Source organism: Nostoc sp. DSM 114167, assembly GCF_052692655.1.
In genome coordinates, this window is record NZ_CP195116.1 from 1,108,543 (window position 1) to 1,129,420 (window position 20,878).

A 20,878-nucleotide genomic window follows, 5' to 3' on the forward strand; every position below is an offset into this window, starting at 1 on the left:
TCTGCTCTCTCATCCCCACTCCCACTCCCTACTTCACTGGCCAAGGAATCATCGGATCGTTAGCTAGCTTTTTCGATACTTCGTATGCACCAAACCGATTGAGGTGGCTAGGATCGGAAAAGAAATCATTTACTTTTGGCCACTGTTGACTCAAATCACGATAAATAAAGTTAGGATTAGTAGCCAAACGCAACATATATTGCTGAAATTGTTGCTCATATTGTTTACGCACTGGATCTAAATAATCTGCTGTCAGAGGCATATTGACAAATACTAAAGAGATTTTCTGAGACTGGGTAAACTGAAGCACTTCTTGAAAAGCAGTATCTTGCTGTCCTTCTACTTGGAAAGATTTATAGTCGTTGTCATAATTTCCGGGAACTCTAGAATGTTTTTGATAGTATCTCGCGGGATTAAAGCGAATCGACAAGGGTAGAAAGCCATCAAAGTCAACGGCTTGCTGGGAAATACTTTCATCTGAAGTACCGTCTGTCAACTGTTTTTGTGATACAACTGTTTGATTTTTACCAAATAAGAGCAGTTGTTTTTGCAGTAAACTTTTAATTTGGTCGCGGTTTTGATAGCTAGTAGAAACAGAGGCGAGAGCCTGATTTAATGACTGATTGACGGCTTCATAAGTACTAATTTCCTGTTTTTCTTCGTTTGTCTTTTGTTCTTCCGAATTGACTGTATTCTCTGGTAAATTATTGCTATTTGCAGTAGTTGCTGTTTTTTGGAATGCTTGCTTATAACCAACGGATGCCGCAAGCGATTTAAAGGTAATATCCTCGCGTCCACCGTTGAAAGCACGCGCCCCATCTGCCCAGATAATTATTTTGGGTAGTTCTGATGGTTCTAGTACGTGACGAATCACAAAGTCTACAACTTGTGCCGTAGCACCGTTGATCCCAAAGTTAAACACGTCAAGATTTGGATAGCCTTGAGTCGCTAAAGCTTTAGAAAGTGCTGCGGGATCTACTCCTCTGAGGGCGCGGGAGGAGCCAATAATCAATACATCTGGGGGACTACCAGTTCTAGCTAAACGCTGTTTATACAGTGCTAGTTGCTCGTCTAACTGCCTAACATTAAAACTTGGCATCTGCGATCGCGCTGCTAAAAGAATAGCTGTTGCGGTGGCTTTTCCCTTCAGTGGTGCGGCTGCCAAATTATTTTTTGGGGTATCATCGCTTTGAGTAAATTCCGAAGCATTAAATACAGAACTCTGATTTGGAGGAGATTTTGTCTTGGAAGTGCTGCTAAAAAATGTCGTTTTCTCACTCTGATTTTTTCCAGATGTCAAAGCTGCCTTTTGCTCAGAAGATGAAGATGGGAGGGTGGCACTAGCTACTTTTGACGAACTGGGCGTATTAAGTGCAATAATTCGACCCAATATCCAATCAGTTTGGAGGGTGAGCAATAATCCCAGTGTTCCCCAAACCAGAGCAATTTTAATTCCTTGAACATCATGGTTACGTTCCGCTGACTCGTTGCTTTCGGTAAATAGCTGGCTTTTCAACAAGAATTTTCTCGCAGTTGAACTCGCCGTTGCTATCCAATCTCGCGCTACTTCGGTTACAAAATTTTGAACTTCTTCTGTCGTTAAGTCTGGGCGCAAAATTGGTTCACTAGTCTCAGATGTTACTAAATCGTCAATGTATATAGAAGTAGCAGCAAATTCTGGGGTTGCTTCTGGTACTAAACGTTGGCGATGTTCAAGATCGACGCCATAATGCCAAAAAGGTTCTTTATTCCCAGCACGCCGACCGTAGATACGTACTCCCATGATACCGGAAATTTTTAACTGGCGGATAAACTGCGTAATTTTACTTGTTACTTGTTGTCGCTGTGGACAAACAGGTGCATCACACATAATGTGCAATAAACCATTTTTGTTCAGTAGAAGTACGCGAATTCCCCCTGTCAATAGTCGCCAATCCAAATCAGGATTGAGTAAGCGCTCTAGTAAAAATACGATCGCTGATTCATCGCCAGTATTTGCCAAATCAAGTGGTGATATGGCAAAAGCGGGATGGTTTGCTGCGGGTAAACTCAGCCAATCAACCCAAGTGGGTTCCTTGTCGCCTGCTTTTTGTCCGTATACGGTGGCGGCGAGAATGCCTTGAGGAGCGATCGCTTCTAGCTGCGGTAAAATCGCCTCTAAGCACGCTACCTTGTCTGGGATCGGGGCAGTTCCTAAAGGATCGAAAGCTGGGATACAAAAAATATGTAGCGTTGATTCTTTCAAAGAAACTTGGACGCCAACTTTTAATCCTGATAGAACTTCAGCTAATAATCGAGCGATATCGCTTGGACATCTCCCCAACGCGCCCACTCCTTCAGCATCACCTCTGGTGGCGTCAAATCCACCCGCAGCAGCCAATCAGGGGCAGTTTCGCCGCTCACTTGAGAAACAATTACGGCATCTTGGTAGCCGGAAAGCTTGAGATAACGCAACTTTTGTGCTATGGGTTCAGCAAGCAACGATGCATCAGGGCTATAGCTTGACTGGCAAAATACCCACAGGCGATTTTCTTCTGGCTGAGAATTCTTGGGTTTATATAGCTTAATTTTTACCTGTACTGATACACCTAGCGTACTCAGAGTTTCACTCAGATATCGAGCGATCGCCTCTGGATTGCCTTGGCGTGCCAAACTTTCGTTAGAGACAATTAGCGCCCCACCCGATTGTTTTGATTTTTCCGAGTCTGCTAGCAGCGCTTGTTGCACCTGATCGAGATGCTTATCTATTTGATTGAGATGAACCCGATGGCACCATGAGGGGCGGTGTTCCCCTTTTCTGCGGCCATAGACAAATACTTGATATATTGAGGTTTGTTCGCTGTTTGTGAGGATATCTAAGTTTGTTTGCTGTAGTGCTTGCAGCAAATCAGACAAAGTACGCCAACGCTGCGGACATTCTGTACCTTCACAAAGAATATGAAGGTCATTTCCCCGCAACCGGACTTTCACTCCGAAAGTGTTGATCCCTGTTGCTTGGCTTACCCATTGCACTAAGGATTGCTGGCGATCTGGTACTACTGTTTTCATGCTCAGTTAACTTTACAGGAAGCGATGGTTGGGGGATAGTGCCTGCACTTGTAAACTAGAACCATAGGTCTATCACACTCTGACGTTTTTTTTTAACAATTTTGTTACCTTCGTAGCTCACAAAATCGGACAAGATAGTCTTGTATAGGTTGCAAGTCTGACTAATGTTGAGTTTTGCGTTTATTTTACTAATAGGGAGTCAGAAATCAGAAGTTAGGAGTTAGTTAGGAGTTAAAAGTTAGGAGCCAGGAGTCAGAATAATTCTATATGACTGGCTGATGACTTGTCCTTTAAAGCGGGACTTGTGTTCCACTACGCTAATGCGCTTGATGGGCGAAACAAATAATAAGCTTATCTCATTAAACTCCCTCCCTTTATCGTTGGAGTCATCCTAACTCCTAACTCCTGTACAGACGCGATGAATCGCGTCTCTCCTAAAAGACGCGATAAATCGCGTCTCTACTCATAATTCCCATAACCAAAAATTAGCAATGCCTCCTACCAATCAACAGTCTTCACCTAAACCCACATCCAATCTGGATTTGTTTCCCATTCCTCAATCGCTCCTTTTACAAATAAGTACAGCGTCTATATTACTGCTACTGATTACTGGAAAAACCACAGTCAGAGCACTAAAAGCCATAGGAGAAGCTAGTGAAGAATTATTTCGAGGCGATCGCCTACCCAATCTAGATTTCCCCGATGAACGCGAAATCAATCAAGATGAGAAGATATACACCAAATAATTATTTGCTCAGGAACAACCCAGTGAGCATTAAGTGCAAAACCTAGAACCGTAAACAATAATTAGCTTTACAAGAATAGAGAATATGGGTTCCCTTTTATACTCTTCGTCTCAAACTGCTGATATATACCCGGTGTCGGAATTATTTTTGCGTCATCGTCTCCAGGTAGTGGAAGAATTGTGGGAGTCAGTTCTCCGGCAAGAATGCGGTCAAAATATGGTAGACTTGTTACGTGAGTTGCGCGATCTATGTTCGCCAGAGGGGCAAGCAACAAATGACCAAGCATCCTCAGCCGTCAAATTAATTGAACAATTAAATATCAATGAAGCAATTCGCGCGGCTCGTGCTTTCGCTCTGTATTTTCAGCTGATTAACATCATAGAGCAGGAATACGAACAACGGCAGCAATTGAGCCGTTATGAAGCAGAAACAGAGGCTATGGAGCCGGAAACACCGTCTAATGTTAACTATTCCTCCAATCAAAGAGAAGATGATGCGCCCGTTAGCAAGGGAATAGCAGCAGCCTTCCTCAAAAAGAATTATCTCGAAAAGGCGCAAGTCAAACCAAAAGGTACTTTTGCTGCCTTGTTTCCCTATTTATTCAAACTGAATGTACCACCCCAGCAAATTCAACGTCTAATTGCACATCTGGATGTGCGGTTAGTTTTTACAGCGCATCCGACGGAAATTGTTCGCCATACCATCCGAGATAAGCAGCGACAGGTGGTACAACTTTTGCAAAAACTGGATACCTTGGAAAATCACTCTGGGAGTACACCAGGAGCATATCCTTGGGAAGCAGTAGATGTCCGCGAACAATTGCTCGAAGAGATTCGCCTGTGGTGGCGTACAGATGAACTTCACCAGTTCAAACCCACAGTGCTAGATGAAGTAGATTATGCCCTGCACTACTTCCAAGAAGTTTTATTTGATGGCATTCCCCAACTGTATAAACGTTTCAAACACGCTCTATCCAATACCTTTCCTTGGCTTGAACCACCGAGTAAAAACTTTTGCTCTTTTGGCTCATGGGTAGGTTCAGACAGAGATGGAAACCCATCAGTCACACCTGAAATCACCTGGAAAACAGCTTGCTATCAGCGCAAAATGGTGATCGGGAGATATATTCAGTCAGTGAAAAATCTGATTGAATTGTTGAGTGTGTCGATGCACTGGAGTGATGTTTTACCAGACTTACTTGAATCTCTAGAATTGGATCAGTCGCAATTGAGTGAAGTCTACGATGCACTGGCACTGCGTTATCGACAAGAACCTTATCGGCTGAAACTGGCTTACGTACTGAAACGGCTGGAAAATACTCGCGATCGCAATCTCGCTTTGTACAATCGGGAAACGCCAACAAATCAAGACAGCCCTCTGTATCGTTCGGGTGCCGATTTTTTAGCAGAACTGCGAATGATTCAGCGCAACTTGACAGAAACAGGTTTAAGTTGTCGAGAATTAGAAAATCTGATTTGTCAGGTAGAAATTTTTGGCTTTAACTTGACACAGTTAGATATCCGCCAAGAATCATCTCGCCATGCCGATGCGCTCAATGAGATTCTGGAATACCTGCAAATATTACCTCAACCTTACAACGAACTATCCGAGGAGCAAAGAGTTACTTGGCTTACAGGCGAACTGCAAACCCGCAGACCATTAATTCCGGCAGAATTGCCATTTTCCGAAAAAACCAACGATGTAATTGAAACCTTTCGCGTCGTGCGATCGCTCCAACAAGAATTTGGTCTGAACATCTGCCAAACTTACATTATCAGTATGTGCCGCGACGTGAGCGACGTGCTGGAAGTATTGCTTTTAGCCAAAGAAGCCAGACTTTTTGACCCCGCCATTGCCGTCGGAACTATTCAAGTTATTCCCCTATTTGAGACAGTAGAAGATTTACAACGCTCCAGAAGCGTCATGCGAAAACTGTTTGAACTGCCGTTATATCGCGCTTTATTAGCCGGCGGCTACGAACAGACAAAAACAGAAGGTGCAGATGAAAATTCACCCTCCCCTGCCCCCCCTGCCTCCCCTGCTCCCACTTCGGCTACGCTCAGTGACCACCTGCTCCCTTGCTCCCCTGCCTCATCCATCACCCCCAACTTGCAAGAAGTAATGCTGGGGTATTCTGACAGCAACAAAGACTCTGGTTTTTTAAGCAGTAATTGGGAAATTCATAAAGCTCAAAAATCACTGCAACAAATAGCAGAAAACTACGATCTAAATTTGCGAATTTTCCACGGACGCGGCGGTTCTGTGGGACGGGGTGGGGGCCCTGCTTATGAAGCGATTTTGGCTCAACCAGGTCATAGTATCAATGGGCGAATCAAGATTACTGAACAAGGAGAAGTTTTAGCTTCCAAATATTCCTTGTTGGACTTGGCTTTGTACCATATGGAAACCATCACCACAGCTGTGATTCAAGCCAGCCTGTTACGGACAGGGTTTGATGATATTGAACCCTGGAATGAGATTATGGAAGAATTAGCAGTGCGATCGCGTCAACATTATCGAGCTTTAATCTACGAACAGCCTGATTTTGTTGATTTCTTCCACGAAGTAACCCCCATTGAAGAAATTAGTCAACTGCAAATTAGTTCCCGTCCCGCCCGTCGTCCATCTGGTAAAAAAGATTTAAGCAGTCTGCGAGCTATTCCTTGGGTATTTAGCTGGACGCAAACCCGCTTTTTACTTCCTTCCTGGTATGGCGTTGGCACAGCCTTACAAGAATTCCTGAACGCAGAACCAGAAGAACACTTGAAATTACTGCGCTACTTTTACGTTAAGTGGCCCTTTTTCAAGATGGTGATTTCTAAAGCCGAGATGACTTTGGCAAAAGTAGATATACAAATGGCACACCACTACGTCCAAGAACTCTCAAAACCAGAAGATCGACTTCGTTTTGCCAAGGTTTTTGACCAAATTGCTAGCGAGTTCTATCTGACAAGGGATTTGGTGTTAAAAATCACCGATCATAATCGACTGTTAGATGGCGATCCGATATTGCAACGATCTGTGCAGTTACGGAATGGGACAATTGTCCCCTTGGGATTTATCCAAGTTTCACTACTCAAGCGTCTACGGCAGTCCCAAAATACTACTGCTACTTCTGGAGTAATTCATTCTCGTTACAGCAAAGGCGAGTTACTGCGAGGAGCATTGTTAACTATTAATGGGATTGCTGCTGGGATGAGAAATACAGGTTGATTGAGAATAGGGCATTGGGTATGGGGAATAATGACCAATGACTAATAGACTTCTTGACATTGTGGGAAAAGGGTAAGGGGTAAAGGGTAAAGGTATAGAATTTTCCCAAACCCAGTAACCTTTAACCTTTGCCCAACATCTTGGCATTTGTTACTTTTGCAAGATGTCTAATGACTAATGACAAATGATAAAAAATAAAATTTTAATTTGCACTTTCTTGGCGCTGTCATCAGGTTTTTTTGGCGCTTACACTAGTGGGCAAATTACCATGATGCTCCATAGTCAAAAGTGTCAAAACCAACCTTGGGGTTTAAAGGAGATGTGCAACGCTTGGATAACACCAGGAGCAATATGGCAAGGTAGCACAACAGGGCTATGGACAGGCACTATCTTAGGGGCGTTTGTTGGTGGTGTGGTGACGCGACAAGCTCGTGATTAGTAGGGACGCAAAGCCTTGCGCCCCTACAACAGATGTGGTTCAAATACATGAAAACTTCTGTAAACGTGAGTTCGGGCAACTTTGGTGTCAGTAAGGCTGGTAAAATCTACCCATAGCGAAGAAGAGTAAATCACTATGCCTACCGAAACTAACCCAGGGAATCAAACTACTACAGGAGCTGATGCGATTGATGAAGCGATCGCACAGGGAATTGATTTTGATGGTTCTCCCATTCCCCCTGCCAAGCTAGAACTTTATAGTAAAGTTATGGCGCTAGAAAGCAATAGACAGCGCAGTGGTGTATCTAATACCATGCGATCGCGCATTGTACGAATTGGCGCAAAACACATTCCCCAAGCAGAACTCGACCAATTACTTCTAGATGCTGGTTTCGCACCCCTAAAAGAAAAAGAAATTGCCTTTTTTTATAGTGGTAAGTAATTGTCGATATTGTACAACAGTTTTCATTTATTTGAACCAAATATGTTGTAGGGGTGCAGCAATGCTGTACCCTTAATTCTTTACCTCAAACATAGCAAATTGCCATCGATATTTTGGCTTCTTCAGTCATTTCCCGATCGGCTTGAAAAGTGTATCTTCAGCAAGATATTACCAACTTTCTCTTGTGTTTGAATTGGCAGATGGCTATATGTATTTAAGTAATAGCTGAAAGACTTGGAAAACTCATGTCAGAAACTACGTCAAATTCACAAATGCAATACCGAGTTATCGGTAGTACAGGAGAGAAAGTTTCCGCCATCGGATTGGGTGGTTGGCACATCGCCTTGAAGTATGTTGATGAGGAACTAGGTATCCGAATTGTTAGAACCGCGATCGATCGCGGCATAAACTTTATGGATAACAGTTGGGATTACAATGGTGGACTTAGCGAGATTCGTATGGGAAAAGCGCTAGGCGATGGCTATCGAGACAAAGTGTTCCTGATGACGAAAATCGATGGTCGCTCTAAAAAAGCAGCCGCAAAACAGCTAGACGAATCACTCCAACGCCTGCAAGTTGATTGCATCGATCTCGTTCAGCACCACGAAATCCTGCGGCACGAAGACCCGCATCGAGTTTTTCACGAAGAAGGGGCGAATGCTGCCTTGATTGAGGCACGGGAAGCTGGCAAACTCCGATATATAGGTTTTACTGGGCATAAAGACCCCTATGTTCATCTGCATATGCTGGAAGTTGCAGCCACTAATGGGTTTAAATTTGATACAGTGCAGATGCCTCTCAATGTGATGGATGCCCACTACCGAAGCTTTGAAAAGCTGGTTGTGCCAGAGCTAGTTAAACAAAACATCGGCGTTCTGGGAATGAAAAGCTTGGCAAACGGTATTCTTTTACAGTCAAATACTGTAACGCCAATTGAATGTTTACACTATGCTTTGAATCTGCCCACATCGGTTGTAATTACCGGAATTGACAGCATGGAGATTCTAGAGCAAGCTTTTGAAGCAGTGCGGACGTTCCAGCCAATGAATAACGAGCAAGTGCGATCGCTCTTAGCAAAAACGGCAGAAGCGGCATCACGCGGCGAGTTTGAGCCTTTCAAAACCTCATCAATCTTCGATAGCACTGCCCAAAATCTAGATTGGCTGGGAGAAGAACCACAGTACCTCCAGCAATTGATGTCAGCAGCAAGAAAATAAACTCAATACCAATATATCTGAATTCTAGAAACTCGATTAATGAATTTCAAATTACAAAAACTATGGAGCGATCGCCACACAAACCATAACGAAAATTGCCAAAGGGCGTGAATATCTTGATCTGATTCTGGTTTTATGGTTTAAATAAATCCAGAATCATATCAAAATTAGCACGATTAATATTGCTAATGCGGTATTTAAGCGTATTCTAAGACCTCGCGCTCCGTGTGGAAACCATGAGGTTGAAGCTGACTCAGGAAGACTCAGGCTAACTTTATGTATTACTACAGTAGCAAAAATGTATTATAGTTTTATAAATGATACATTTTAACCATCTATAAAATACTACGCCACAGTAATCTCATTCTCTTAGGATTACTATTGTCATCAATGCTGCAACTTTCTCCCAACTAAGTCACACTAGTAATATTTAATACATATTTTATCAGTTATCAGCTATTCTATGCCTATCCATCAGCACAATTAATCACGGGATCGCTTGCTGTATTCTTCATGATTTGTTACAAAAGTACAAAGAACTTCTAGAGACCCAAAACCACATGTTCGGCGGACTTACTGGTTTACAAGATCCTAAAGGCACAGATTGGGGAGAGCGGATGCTCAACACAGTCGCCAGCCAAACGATTCGCCACCTGTTTAGCACGAGCGAGTCAGTAGAAGTCTTTGTGCGCTGCTATCCTTCCAGCAAGCTCTTACAAGGCAGCATTGATAGCTTCAAAATGAGCGGTCGTGGGTTGGTGATTCGGAGAGATTTCGCGGTTGAGGAGATGTCGTTTGAAACTGATGCGGTGGCCATTGACTTCGGTTCGGTTTTAAAGGGCAAACTTAGCCTTAAGCAACCTACTCAAGCGATCGCTCAAGTAATCTTATCAGAAGCAGGCATAAACCAAGCCTTTAATGCGGAACTGGTGAAAAAGCGCCTGCTTAACCTCACCGTACCATCACTGACAGAATTATCTGGCGGTGAACCAGTCTCCTTTACAGATGTCCAGATACAGCTATTGCCAGAAAATCGCTTACAGCTTCTAGCAAAAGCAGATTTAAATAATGGCGAACTTGTACCCCTGAGCATGATTTTAACTGTAGGTATTGAAAGACGGCGGCGAGTTTCTTTCAAAGATCCGAAAATTCAACTTGACCAAGTACCAGAAGCACAACGGGAAATCTCGCAAACCTTGAGCGTAGCGTTGGTAGAAATTTTAGATAATATGGTCGATTTGGATCGTTTTGACCTTGATGGAGTGAAAATGCGCCTCAACCGATTAGAAACTGAAGGTCAAAAAATTATTTTCAGTGGATATGCTGAAATTGAACGTATTCCAAATAGTCCTTAATCCCAAATTATAGGCAAAAAATTAAAGTAGAGTAATTTAAACAAATTAAATACCGCCTAGAATCATCTAGGCGGTAATTTAAATCTTTAGGTTTTGAAGAAAGTTAGGAGTTGTTAATTATAAATTGTAATTAATTTTTATTTATCACTCCTAACTCCTGTACAGACGCGATTAATCGCGTCTCTACTTTCTATCTTCCCACGCCTACATATTGGAATCCAGCGCGGATCATTGCTTCGGGGTCGAGGAAGTTACGACCATCAATGATAACGGGGTGGGCCATCAGTTTCGCCATCTTCACATAGTCCAGAGTGCTGAATTGCTGCCATTCGGTGACAAGTACTAAGGCATCACAGCCGTCAGCGAGTCTTTCGGCATCGGTTTCTACTAGCACACCAGAAAGTCCATGACGTAGACCTGTTTGGGAAACAATGGGGTCATAGGCTTTAACTTTAGCTCCCAGTCGGTTTAGCTGTTCAATTAGGTTGAGTGCTGGAGCGTCGCGCAAGTCGTCGGTATCGGGCTTAAAGGTCAGTCCGAGTAGTCCGACTGTTTTGCCTTTGAGAATTTTTAGAACTTGTTGGAGTTTTTCCAAAGCAATCAACCGCTGACGTTCGTTGACACTGACAGCAGATTTCAGTAGCTGGGCTTCATAACCATAGTCATCAGCAGTGTGAATCAGAGCGGAGACATCTTTGGGAAAACAAGAGCCACCCCAACCAATACCAGCTTGTAAAAACTTGTTACCAATACGGGAATCTAGACCGATACCTTTAGCTACTTGAGTAACATCAGCACCGACGCGATCGCAAATATTAGCAACTTCGTTAATAAAACTAATCTTAGTAGCTAAGAAGGCATTAGCGGCATATTTAATCATCTCTGCCGAACTCAGGTCTGTTGCCAAAATTGGCACAGGGGGTAAAGATTGATCGTCAGCGTACTTGCGTTCCACAATTGGAGCATACAGCTGTTCCATTAAGGCTACTGCTCTTTGGCTATTGCCTCCTAATACAATGCGATCGGGGTTGAAGGTGTCGTGAACTGCCGAACCTTCGCGCAAAAACTCTGGATTGCTGACTACATCAAACTCGGCTACAAATTCAGGTAATTTCTCATCACTCGGCACTCCACCTGCGGGTATCAGTGTTTTCTGCCGCTCTGCAACACCATCTAGAACAAGCATCCGCACCCAGTCACCTGAACCAATGGGTACTGTAGATTTATTCACTATGACTTTATAACCACCGTTGAGATTTTCCCCAATCCCACGAGCTACAGCTTCGACGTAACGAGTATCACTTTCACCAGTGGGTAAAGGTGGCGTTCCTACAGCAATAAACAAAATTTCTCCATGGGAAACTCCAGCAGCAAGATCGCTAGTAAAATGAATCTTCTCTGTTTGAATGGCAGACTGCATAATTTCTGAGAGTCCTGGCTCAAAAATTGGAGATTGCCCAGACTTCATTAACTTAACTTTTTCTTCGTTGTTGTCTACGCAAATTACATCATGCCCAATATGAGCCAAGCAAGCGCCTGTAACTAAACCAACGTAACCAGTACCAATAACGCAAACACGCATTTATTTAACTCCTCACTTTTTTGGGCTTAATTTTCAAAAAAAATTCTCAATTTTACACTTAGACACTTGGGAAAACTCAGCAACTAAATATACTAGCTACCGATGGGGTTAGCCTGGATGAAAATTTAGAGCGACGCTAGACGTAACTCAGGTGGTTGAATTATTGACATCGCTTTGAATGCGATCGCGAAAATCTTCTATTGTTAGTTTTAAACCTTCTTGTAGAGGAATGGTAGGTTCCCAATTTAACCAAGTTTTTGCCTTTGTGATATCAGGCTGGCGACGTCGGGGATCGTCCGAAGGTAGTGCCTCGAATTTAATCTGCGCGTCTGGATTAATCATATTTTGCACAGTTTGTGCCAATTGTAAAATCGTGTATTCACCAGGATTACCCAGGTTGACTGGGCCAATGTAGTCGCTATTCATTAGGCGGATGAATCCTTCTACCAAATCAGAAACGTAGCAGAAACTACGAGTTTGCGAACCATCACCGTACACGGTTAAAGGATTACCCTGCAAGGCTTGAACTATAAAGTTGCTCACCACCCGACCATCATTTTCTAACATTCTCGGCCCGTAGGTGTTGAAGATCCGCACAACTCGAATATCAACTTTATTTTGCCTGTAGTAATCAAATGCTAGAGTCTCAGCAATTCTTTTACCTTCGTCATAACATGAACGTATTCCAATGGGATTAACGCTACCTCTGTACTCTTCAGTTTGGGGATGAATTTCTGGATCTCCGTATACTTCACTAGTAGAAGCTAAGAAAAACCTTGCTTTCACACGTTTAGCTAGCCCCAACATATTTAGTGTTCCCATCACGTTAGTTTTAACAGTTTTAACTGGGTTGTACTGGTAATGTACTGGTGAAGCAGGACAAGCTAAATGATAAATTTGATCGACTTCTAACCGAATTGGTTCGGTAATATCGTGACGGATCAATTCAAAGTACGGATGGTCTAACCATTTCAAAATGTTGCGTTTATGACCAGTGTAAAAATTATCCAGGCATATTATTTCATGCCCAGCAGCCATTAGTCGGTCGATGAGATGGGAACCAATAAACCCAGCACCGCCCGTCACCAAAATTCTCATAGTTTCCCAGTTACTTACAAATATTTTCAGTAGCTATTGCGCTTACTTTTAGATTACCCACCTTGGGTACAAAAATACAAAACAAAAAAAAATAACAAGGCTCTATCAAAAATTGTTGTTGAACTTACCTATTTTTTCACAGTTGTAGTTTTGTTATATTTTTACCTGTTTTCTTAAGAATTCAATTAGCAAAATAACAAAAATTGTTTAAAAATTGTTTGTTATTCAACCGATCTTTATCAAATCTTCAAAAATATAAAGTATTTTTACGGTTATTAAATTTTTATTTGGAGACCAAAAATTAGTCGAGATCGGGTTGACACTCGCGCTGCAAATATATGCAAATAATATAGATATAAATTCTTACAGCTGATTCATTTATTACTAATATTTTTAGAAATTTGATGCCTCCGGCGGTCACTGAAGCTCACTCGAAGTGCGGACTACGCTAACGCAGCCCAAGTCTACTTACCTGAACTGTATTCTGCCTTACATCATACAGCAGATGTAATGCTGCTAACCGTGGTAGGCAAAATTAAATTTGTGCTTTGAGTGCGTTGCGGTTCTCCAAGCATAATAATTGAGCAGGTGAGTTGTCTGGCTAACTGGGTTGTGACATCGCTAATGGCTAACCCTCCAGGACTGGTACGATTACGTATAAAAGGTAAAACTACTAAATCATATAATCTTGCTGCCTGTAAAATCGCTTGGGCAACATTTTCGTGAGCGATGATTTGAATTTCTGGGGCATTGGCTAAAGCCAATTTAGATACCAATAAGGAGAGATGCGATCGCCTCCAAGCAATTTTACTAGAACTAGTGCGGCGATCGCACACATTCAGCACAGTAATGTGGCTCTGATTTGCCTCTGCTAGCATCTGGGCAAATTGTACAGGTTGTAATGTTGGTGCTGTTAAGTTTTCTATTGGTACTAAGATCCGCTGAATTTTTTTCGGTGATTCTACTAGACGTGTCACTGCTACTGGACAATGAGATGCCCAAAGCACACCATCAATCACATTTCCAAATAAACGCGCTCGTAACCCAGTCCGTTTACCCCAACCCATAACAATTAAATTAGCCTTTTGTTCGCGAGCTGCTCTGCTAATTCCTTGAGCAAAGGCATCATCAATTCGCAGCACTGGTTCTGCGGCTACGCCCAAAGCTCGACTTTGTGTCGTGGCTTTATTCAATAACCATTCACTCCGTTGTAGAGATGCTTCTAACTGGGGCGCATCCATGTGAGCAGCAGCAGTAGCGATCGCCAGGGGTATAATTTTGCCATGAGACTGACGTGCTAATAACGCTGCCATTTCGATCAAATACTGCTGGGTCTGAGGATTATATATAGGTACGACTATAGTAAAAGCATTGTCTGTTTCTAATGCCTTCTCCTCAGCTAGGGATGGTGCTGGATCTTCATCTGGTGGGGAATTCAAACCAACAGCTATTCGACTGGTTATCAACGGCCCCAAGGTTGATGTGACGAGCATTAAAACAATCACACTATGTAATACTTCTACTGGCAACAACCCAGACTGATATCCTACTAAAGTTGCTGCTAACGTTGTACCAACCTGGGGTAGTGACAGCGACCACATCGTTAGCATTTCTTGCCATTTATAGCGGTAAACCAGTTTTGTCAACAAAGCTGCGATCAATTTACTGATAATCAAACCAACTACGATTAACAGCGTTAACTTGAGCGTGTTCAGATTGTTCGCAAAGGTAGGTAGATCGATCAATAAGCCAAGGTCTACAAAGAAAATGGGAATGAACAGCACACTGCCAATAAATACCACCTTTTCTTTGACTGGGCCTTCACCCACAGCTTCATTCACTGCCAAACCTGCTAAAAAAGCACCAACAATTTTTTCTACCCCAATCAATTGAGCGCCCACAGCTGCCAGAAACACAGAAAGCAACACAAATAAAAACTTGTTTCCTTCATCGTCTCCAGACCGTTTGAAAAATTCTTTGCCTGCCCAATCAAAGCCTGTGACAACGGCCACAGAGTAAATCATTAACCAACCAGACAAAGTGAGTAGTTTCGCAAAGCTAAATGCTTGAGTATGAGAGACAGCTACACAAATGGCTAATATTAGTACTACACCAATGTTTGTAAAAATCGTAGCTCCAATGGTGACAGTAACAGCTTCATTGCTTACCACTCCCAAACGGCTGATTATGGGGTATGCCAAAAGGGTATAGGAAGCGAATAAAGAGCCAACTAAGATTGAAGTATTCCAGCCATAGCCTAGAATCAGCCCTACTAAGGTTCCCATGAGTAGGGGTACACTGAAAGTAAAGCTAGCAAACCCAAAAGCACGACTTTTTTTCCGGCGAAACTGTTCTAAATCAATTTCTAGCCCAGCGACAAACAGCAAATAAATTAACCCAATGTCTGATAGTAGGTTAATCATGGGAGAGTCAGACTGAAAAAGATTCCAACCTGAAGGCCCAAGTACTAGCCCTGAAAAAACCAAACCCACTAATCCTGGTAATCTTAATCGCTCAAACATGATGGGTATAACTAAGATGACCACCAGCAAAATAGCAAAGGGAACAATTGGTTCTTTGCCAAGAACTTGGGAAGTTGGTTCCAGAACAAGAACTTGTGATACTAGTTCCATATATAGGAATTGAAGGGGCTATGGTAAAACAGCGATTACCTTGGGGGCGATCGCCCGATCAATAAGAATAAATAGGGAAGCCACCTGACAAAAAATCAAAAATCTTCTTAATTTACACTAACTAGGCAATTATTTAAGAATTAACTACCTACGGGTGGATTTGACTCAAAATGAACCGTAAGCGATCGTAGTCGTCTTTAAGTAGCACACTTAAGCTACGTCCAGCTTTAATTAGCCATTGTCGGTCAGCTTTGCGTAACTGGTATACATCTCGAATGGCAGCTGCGGTTAAAGACTCGATTGGCGCACCATTTATACACAGCAGTGTCCGTAAAAAATCTAATTCTTCAGTAAATTTAATGATAGCTTCTGGTTCACATCGATAAACAGCTTGATGAATTTGCGGGGGACGGGGTGGAAGATACTGATATACTCTTTGGTTATAACTTTGATTTTGCGAAGATAGTTCAAATCCCACGATCGCAGCCCGGAATTCTGTGCGGAGCATGGCAAATATTTGGGGTTGTTCTTCCCGTAAGTCTTGCAAGGACAACCCTAATGCTCTCGCTCTGTGTACGGAATCTATGGGCATGGTTGTGGCATAATACACTACAGCATAAATTTGATTGCCAGATTCTTCATCTATAGAACAGACCCAACTACCAAAGGGTGGCATCGAGGGAAAGCTTAAATCTTCTGGCTCTAAACACTGAGCTAAAAATTCAGTACTAGTAGTTTCAATCACCTCCGCAATGTGGTTCGGATGGCGATCGCCAGTGGCAAACTGTGGTAGGGGAAGGCGCATAGTAATTTAGTCATTAGTCATTCGTCATTAGTCATTAGTTTTTGCCAAATAACAAAGAACAAATGACTAATGACTAATCTTATTTGGCTTTTTTACGTCCGGCGGTGGTTTCTACGAGTTCCAATTCGCTCAGACGAAAGGTAACTAATTTATCCCAGTTACCACCTTCAAATAATATGGCTACTTTGCCATCACTCACCCGTTGCACGAGTCCTTCGTAGCGATAATAAGTATCTGCGGGATTCTTGACGCGAACAGTTGCTCCAGGCAGAATCATTTTTTTAGCCTCATTTGTTTCCTTTTAATAGCTTAATACTTGTTAATAGTCATTTGTCATTAGTCATTGGTCATTAGCAAAGGACATAGACGCGCCAGCGGTGAAGTAGCGCGGTCTTGGGGGTTTCCCCCATGAGCGACTGCTGAACCCGAAGGGCTTCCTGCAGGGTAGGACAAATGATCAATGACCAACAAGAAATGACGAATTAATAATACTTCTGTCTTTGTCGAAAATTTGCTACCGATTCTACTATTCCCAAGGAAATGAAGTTGGTGAGCATCGCAGAACGCCCATAACTCATCCAAGGTAGGGGAATTCCTGCCACAGGTGCTAAACCAACAGTCATGCCAATGTTGACAATCAGCTGAAACACAATCATGGACAAAACGCCAATAGCCAACAAAGAACCAAAGTTATCTTTGGCGGTTTGGGCAATATGCAGTAGACGGAAGCAAATTAAGCAGAAGACAAACAGTACTAACAAACAACCGACAAAACCAAATTCTTCCCCGACTGCGGAGAAAATAAAGTCTGTATGCTGTTCTGGTACAAAATTCAATTGCGTCATGGGCCCCTTGAACAGACCCCATCCCCAGATTTCACCAGCACCAATAGCAATGCGAGATTGGATTAAGTGATATCCAGCACCGAGTGGATCGTGATCGGGATTCATGAATACAGTTAATCGGTCTTTTTGATACTCTTTCAAAACATGGTTCCAGGCGAAGACTCCTAATTCGCCACCCAGTATATTCAGAGTCCACGCACCGATAGCACCTAAACCAAATTGACGCCAGGGAAGAGTTTGCCAGCCCACAATAGCCATTGCAACTGACCAAATTAATCCTAATGGGCCAAAAGATAGTTCTTTGAATAAAACTATTGGCTCTGTTAAAGGCCAAGAGATACTAAACAAAATGGCGGCAACCACCGGGGAAATCATCAGAATTAACCAGCCGGGGTTAGCATTTGCCCAGTAAAGCATTCCTAAGACGATCGCACCAAATACCAGTGATGTTGCTAAATCTGGCTGTAAAAATACTAGTCCCCAAGGTATAGCGGTGATTGCCAGAACGCGGAAAACACCTTCGAGGCTAGAAGCAGTCCGCCTGTGTAGCAAGGCTGCTAATGTGATAATCATGCCGACTTTGGCAAATTCTGAGGGTTGCACGTTAAAGCCGGCGACACTAATCCACCGTTGTGCCCCTTTGGCGCTAGTACCAGCAATCATCACGGCAATTAAACTGAAGTTCGTCAGTGTGTATGTTACCCAGTGCCACTGCATCAAGAGTTCGTAACGAATGCGAGATAAAAATAGGGCTATAAGCACGCCGATACCCGCCACCATCCAGTGCCACCACCAGTCAGTTACTGGCTGCTTCAGTTCCGTACTGAGAATCATCAGGCCACCAAAAATACTAACAGCAATCGGCAAACAAAAAAGTAGCCAATCTACATGCTGCCAGGGCTTAACCCAAGACTTCCAGCGAATTTTGGGGAGCGATCGTTTTAACAACATTGTGCCAGTTTAGACTTTAGCTTTAATTGTTGGGAATTGGTCAATAATCAATATTTATTCTTCCCCAATTTCTCTAATTCCTAACACCCAATTTCTAGTATTCCCAAGCTATAGCCCAGGAAGTAGATAGAAATATAAAATTTATAATTATGTCAAGGCAGCAACTGATACTTTACCAGCAATGGTAAGAGCGATCGCTGTTAATGCTTTTGCGGAAGCTGAATCTGGGTCGCCAACAACTATCGGTACACCGCTATCACCACCAACTCGCGTAGAAATCTCTAGCGGCACGCACCCCAACAGTGGTACTCCCAATTCAGCAGCTGTTTTGGAGCCACCACCGGAACCAAAGATGTCATATTGCTTATCTGGTCGATCGGGGGGGATAAAATAGCTCATATTTTCCACGATCCCCAATACTGGAACATTCATTTGCTGGAACATCCGCAATCCCTTGCGAGAATCTAACAGAGCTACGTTTTGCGGTGTGGTGACAATTACTGCTCCTGCCATCGGCACTGCTTGGGTTAAAGTTAACTGAGCATCTCCCGTACCTGGTGGCATATCTACAATCAAATAATCCAGTTCTCCCCATTGCACTTGATAGAGAAACTGGCGAATTACACCATTGAGCATAGGACCCCGCCAAATTACTGGTTGATCTCGGTCAATCAAAAAGCCCATTGAAACTAATTTGACGCCGTGATTAAAAGCAGGTTCCAGGATTTCACCTGTTTCAGTAGAACGCACAGTAATTTGAGCATCAGACAAACCCAGCATGGTTGGGTCATTGGGCCCGTAAATATCAGCATCTAGCAAACCGACTTTCGCCCCAGTTTGGGCTAGAGCCACTGCTACATTCACTGCAACTGTACTTTTACCAACGCCACCTTTACCGCTGGAAACAGCAATGATATTTTTGACTCCAGAAATACCAGTGCGGTCAGGTAAACTTTTTTGTTGTGGTGTTTCTGCCGTCACTTCTATGCTGACATCTGTTACGCCTGGAAGTTTTTTGACAGCTTTCTGACAGTCTTCGACAATAAATTCACGTAAAGGACAGGCAGGGGTGGTTAACACTAAAGTGAAACTAACCTTACCACCGTCAATTTTTACGTTGCGAATCATATTCAGTTCTACCAGACTTTTACGAAGTTCTGGGTCTTCCACTGGTCGCAAAATTTCTAAGACAGAGCGGGAATCGAGGACATCGTACATAAAAATTCAAAATTCAAAATGAATAAATACACTTGTGGGGAACATCTTAGCTATTAACTGGATGCCTTTTTAAGTAAGGTCAGCTTAGTGTTATCACTGTTACTGCCGTGATAAAACTTAGCAAATTGCATTATTACCTAATAGAATCTTAACTTTCTTTGGGCATTGGGCATGAAGAAGAGACAAGCTAGACAAGGAAGAGGGGGAGACTTGGGAGAGATTTGTCCCTCTTATCCCCTGCTCCCCGGTCACTGAGCGTTGGTCATTGAGCGTAGCCGAAATGAGTCGTTCGCGGAGCGTCTCGCAGAGAAGTGCTGCTCCCCTGCTCCCTTGCTTCTTCCCCAATCCCACTACCTAAAAATCAAAACAACTGTCATTAAGGGATTTTTTATTCCCAGATACCGCTGGTAATGCCGTCTTTTCTACTGCCTCGACTAAAGATCGTGCAACTCTGTCTGCATAAGGACGGGATAAAGACCAAATCAGGGGTGATAACCAACCCCGTAACGTTACTGAATAAGATAAACAAGTACCACAAACCGTTGACTCTACTTGGTAAGTTACTCGTTCCTCTATTCCAGGAATCGCCATCACTCGGATACTCAGCATCTCTCTGGGATTGACGCGTTCCACAAAAATTCTGATGGGAATCGGCGAAAAGCGTGTTACAGCTTGAAAAATTAATCCTGGTTTGGGTACTAATCCGTGGGGAACATTAGTACTCTTAAGTTGTGGATGCCAAGAAACATCTGTTAAGTCAACCACTTTTTGCCACAGTTCATCTACAGAAGCAGAACTAATCTCTCGATATGTCCACACCAGAGAAGCGCAAAACCGACGACGTTTGCGGTGGATGAATTTGGATAACCAACCTTGCATTTTCCTAATCCTCCTCCCTAGATACTTTCTGGTAACTCTGGTATGGTGTGCAACTACGAGCAATTGCTAAATTAAAACTTTCTCAAAAATGCCCTAAACATAGCAAGCCTCGATTCGATACAGACCCAAATAGCCGACATCAGCAATATGGCAAGAAAGTTCTGATTAGACCAGTCAAATCCTTGATACCTCAAGCTTAAGACTAAAATTTAGTCTTTATACCAGAATATTCCAATTAAGAATTTCAAAAAAAACTAATTCAATATACAAGCCTATACGCATTTGAGGGAAAATAACTCTAGTGATGCCCATCAATCGGATAAATGCTTAACCCAAAAAGAAAAAAGCGGGTTGGGCAAATAGAGCTAGATTGTTGGCGCGTGTTTCCCCCAAATTTTCATTTGAAAA

The 20,878-nt window shown here is 42.9% G+C and carries 14 protein-coding genes and 1 pseudogene; 6 read left to right on the forward strand and 9 right to left on the reverse strand.

The annotated features are described in order from the left end of the window. Positions 1-28: 28 nt before the first annotated feature. Positions 29-3,048 (reverse strand): annotated as a pseudogene (locus NSTC731_RS04570) (DUF1574 family protein). Positions 3,049-3,539: 491 nt separating this feature from the next. Here NSTC731_RS04570 and NSTC731_RS04575 point away from each other — a divergent pair. The 6 genes from NSTC731_RS04575 to NSTC731_RS04600 all read left to right on the forward strand — a co-directional run bounded on the left by NSTC731_RS04575 (position 3,540) and on the right by NSTC731_RS04600 (position 10,459). Continuing rightward, a complete protein-coding gene (locus NSTC731_RS04575) occupies positions 3,540-3,794 on the forward strand; it encodes a hypothetical protein (RefSeq protein WP_445629813.1) in 255 nt (84 codons plus the stop codon). Positions 3,795-3,878: 84 nt separating this feature from the next. Further along, positions 3,879-7,007 (forward strand): phosphoenolpyruvate carboxylase, encoded by a 3,129-nt coding sequence (locus NSTC731_RS04580; RefSeq protein WP_445629814.1) that lies wholly within the window; start codon positions 3,879-3,881, stop codon positions 7,005-7,007. Positions 7,008-7,191: 184 nt separating this feature from the next. Further along, positions 7,192-7,446: a hypothetical protein gene (locus tag NSTC731_RS04585; RefSeq protein ID WP_445629815.1), complete on the forward strand. Its 255-nt coding sequence runs from the start codon at positions 7,192-7,194 to the stop codon at positions 7,444-7,446. Between the two features lie 135 nt (positions 7,447-7,581). Beyond that, positions 7,582-7,887: a small RNA NsiR4-regulated ssr1528 family protein gene (locus NSTC731_RS04590; protein WP_445629816.1), complete on the forward strand. Its 306-nt coding sequence runs from the start codon at positions 7,582-7,584 to the stop codon at positions 7,885-7,887. 245 nt (positions 7,888-8,132) lie between these two features. Then, entirely contained in the window at positions 8,133-9,104 is a 972-nt protein-coding gene (locus tag NSTC731_RS04595; RefSeq protein ID WP_445629817.1) for an aldo/keto reductase, read from the forward strand. Between the two features lie 560 nt (positions 9,105-9,664). After that, positions 9,665-10,459: an LmeA family phospholipid-binding protein gene (locus tag NSTC731_RS04600; RefSeq protein WP_445629818.1), complete on the forward strand. Its 795-nt coding sequence runs from the start codon at positions 9,665-9,667 to the stop codon at positions 10,457-10,459. 190 nt (positions 10,460-10,649) lie between these two features. Here NSTC731_RS04600 and NSTC731_RS04605 read toward each other — a convergent pair whose 3' ends face one another. From NSTC731_RS04605 to NSTC731_RS04640, 8 genes are all read right to left on the reverse strand, one after another. Continuing rightward, positions 10,650-12,041, reverse strand: a complete 1,392-nt coding sequence (locus tag NSTC731_RS04605) for a UDP-glucose dehydrogenase family protein (RefSeq protein WP_445629819.1) — start codon at positions 12,039-12,041, stop codon at positions 10,650-10,652. Positions 12,042-12,188: 147 nt separating this feature from the next. Next, on the reverse strand, positions 12,189-13,139 hold the full coding sequence (locus NSTC731_RS04610; protein WP_322689629.1) for a UDP-glucuronic acid decarboxylase family protein: 951 nt from the start codon (positions 13,137-13,139) through the stop codon (positions 12,189-12,191). A 494-nt stretch (positions 13,140-13,633) separates the two neighbouring features. Continuing rightward, positions 13,634-15,772, reverse strand: a complete 2,139-nt coding sequence (locus tag NSTC731_RS04615; RefSeq protein WP_445629820.1) for a cation:proton antiporter domain-containing protein — start codon at positions 15,770-15,772, stop codon at positions 13,634-13,636. A 148-nt stretch (positions 15,773-15,920) separates the two neighbouring features. Then, entirely contained in the window at positions 15,921-16,577 is a 657-nt protein-coding gene (locus tag NSTC731_RS04620; protein WP_445629821.1) for an HAS-barrel domain-containing protein, read from the reverse strand. 79 nt (positions 16,578-16,656) lie between these two features. Then, on the reverse strand, positions 16,657-16,854 hold the full coding sequence (locus tag NSTC731_RS04625) for an NAD(P)H dehydrogenase subunit NdhS (RefSeq protein ID WP_322694608.1): 198 nt from the start codon (positions 16,852-16,854) through the stop codon (positions 16,657-16,659). 205 nt (positions 16,855-17,059) lie between these two features. Further along, positions 17,060-18,373 carry a rod shape-determining protein RodA gene (gene rodA, locus NSTC731_RS04630; protein ID WP_445629822.1) on the reverse strand — a complete coding sequence of 438 codons (1,314 nt, stop codon included), beginning with the start codon at positions 18,371-18,373 and terminating at the stop codon, positions 17,060-17,062. A gap of 147 nt (positions 18,374-18,520) precedes the next feature. Continuing rightward, positions 18,521-19,591 (reverse strand): Mrp/NBP35 family ATP-binding protein, encoded by a 1,071-nt coding sequence (locus tag NSTC731_RS04635; RefSeq protein WP_322673259.1) that lies wholly within the window; start codon positions 19,589-19,591, stop codon positions 18,521-18,523. 354 nt (positions 19,592-19,945) lie between these two features. Continuing rightward, positions 19,946-20,470, reverse strand: coding sequence for an SRPBCC family protein (locus NSTC731_RS04640; protein ID WP_322673260.1), 525 nt, complete (start codon positions 20,468-20,470; stop codon positions 19,946-19,948). Between the last annotated feature and the right edge of the window lie 408 nt (positions 20,471-20,878).

Coding starts and splice junctions, on each gene's coding strand:
- NSTC731_RS04575 (WP_445629813.1), top strand. CDS start 3,540: ATGCCTCCTACCAATCAACAGTCTTCACCTAAACCCACATCCAATCTG.
- NSTC731_RS04580 (WP_445629814.1), top strand. CDS start 3,879: ATGGGTTCCCTTTTATACTCTTCGTCTCAAACTGCTGATATATACCCG.
- NSTC731_RS04585 (WP_445629815.1), top strand. CDS start 7,192: ATGATAAAAAATAAAATTTTAATTTGCACTTTCTTGGCGCTGTCATCA.
- NSTC731_RS04590 (WP_445629816.1), top strand. CDS start 7,582: ATGCCTACCGAAACTAACCCAGGGAATCAAACTACTACAGGAGCTGAT.
- NSTC731_RS04595 (WP_445629817.1), top strand. CDS start 8,133: ATGTCAGAAACTACGTCAAATTCACAAATGCAATACCGAGTTATCGGT.
- NSTC731_RS04600 (WP_445629818.1), top strand. CDS start 9,665: ATGTTCGGCGGACTTACTGGTTTACAAGATCCTAAAGGCACAGATTGG.
- NSTC731_RS04605 (WP_445629819.1), bottom strand. CDS start 12,041: ATGCGTGTTTGCGTTATTGGTACTGGTTACGTTGGTTTAGTTACAGGC.
- NSTC731_RS04610 (WP_322689629.1), bottom strand. CDS start 13,139: ATGAGAATTTTGGTGACGGGCGGTGCTGGGTTTATTGGTTCCCATCTC.
- NSTC731_RS04615 (WP_445629820.1), bottom strand. CDS start 15,772: ATGGAACTAGTATCACAAGTTCTTGTTCTGGAACCAACTTCCCAAGTT.
- NSTC731_RS04620 (WP_445629821.1), bottom strand. CDS start 16,577: ATGCGCCTTCCCCTACCACAGTTTGCCACTGGCGATCGCCATCCGAAC.
- NSTC731_RS04625 (WP_322694608.1), bottom strand. CDS start 16,854: ATGATTCTGCCTGGAGCAACTGTTCGCGTCAAGAATCCCGCAGATACT.
- rodA (WP_445629822.1), bottom strand. CDS start 18,373: ATGTTGTTAAAACGATCGCTCCCCAAAATTCGCTGGAAGTCTTGGGTT.
- NSTC731_RS04635 (WP_322673259.1), bottom strand. CDS start 19,591: ATGTACGATGTCCTCGATTCCCGCTCTGTCTTAGAAATTTTGCGACCA.
- NSTC731_RS04640 (WP_322673260.1), bottom strand. CDS start 20,470: ATGCAAGGTTGGTTATCCAAATTCATCCACCGCAAACGTCGTCGGTTT.